The organism is Streptomyces capoamus, assembly GCF_014654935.1.
In the GTDB taxonomy this organism is placed as follows: Bacteria; Actinomycetota; Actinomycetes; order Streptomycetales; family Streptomycetaceae; genus Streptomyces; species Streptomyces capoamus.
The window spans coordinates 7,607-8,705 of sequence record NZ_BNBF01000054.1 but is presented as its reverse complement, the minus strand read 5'-3'; the positions used below and the strand labels follow the sequence as shown (position 1 = coordinate 8,705).

The window sequence follows — 1,099 nt, the reverse complement described above, 5'->3', positions numbered from 1 at the left end:
GGGGAGTATCTGGGCTGGCTGGCCCGGCAGGACCACGCCGAGGCCGCCCGCGCCTGGAAGGACGAACTCACCGGAGTGGACGCGCCGACCCTCGTCATGCCGCACGCCCCGGAACGGCACACGGCGGCGGGCGTGTCCCGTATCGACGTGGACCTCGGCGTGGACGAGGCGCGCGGCCTGGCGCGGCGGGCGGCCGGACTCGGCGTCACCCTCAACACGCTGGTGCAGGGCACCTGGGCGGTCCTCCTCGCGGAACTCACCGGGCGGACCGACGTGGTCCTCGGCGCCACGGTCTCCGGGCGTCCGGCCGGCCTGCCCGGCGCCGACGAGATGGTGGGCCTGTTCATCAACACCCTGCCCGTACGCGTCCCGTGCCCGCCGCAGGCGACCGTGGCGGACGTCCTGACCGCGCTCCAGAAGCGCCAGAGCGCCCTGCTCGACCACCACTACCACGGCCTGCCCGAGATCCAGGACGCCGTCGGACTGCCCCGCCTGTTCGACACGCTGATCGCGTTCGAGTCGTACCCGGTGGACCGCGAGAGCCTCGGCGCGGCCCACGCCCGGGCGGGTGTCGCCCTCACCGGCGTCCGCCCGTACTCGGGATCGCACTACCCGTTCACGCTCAACGCGGTCGCCGACCCCTACCTCCAGCTGTCCATCGACCACCAGGTGGACCTGGTCGACCGGGACACCGCACAGGCCCTCGTGGACCGCTTCACCGGTCACCTGCGCGCCGTCCTGGACGACCCGGGCGCACCCGTCGGGTCCCTGCACGCCCGGGACGCGGCCCGGCGCGAGCGCCTGGTCCGGGAGCTGACGGCCGCCCCGGCGGACCTGCCGGCCGCGGCACCGGCAGCGAGCCGGACAGCGCCCTACCGCGCCCCCGGCACCCCGCGCGAAGAGCGGCTCTGCGCCCTGTTCGCCGAGGTGCTGGAGGCCGAACGGGTCGGCATGGACGACGACTTCTTCGCCCTGGGCGGCAACTCGCTGCGCGCGATCAAGCTGGTCGGCCGCATCCGCGCCGAGCTGGGCCTGGAGATCTCCATCCGGGCGCTGTTCGAGGCCGGCACCATCGCACGGCTGTGCGCGGCGCAGGACG

At 74.8% G+C, this 1,099-nt stretch carries 1 protein-coding gene; it reads left to right on the top strand.

Annotated elements, in window-relative coordinates; all coding sequences use genetic code 11:
• Positions 1 to 1,099, top strand: a 1,099-nt coding sequence (locus tag IE312_RS37535) for a condensation domain-containing protein (RefSeq protein ID WP_229900931.1), incomplete at both ends; no start/stop codon positions are given.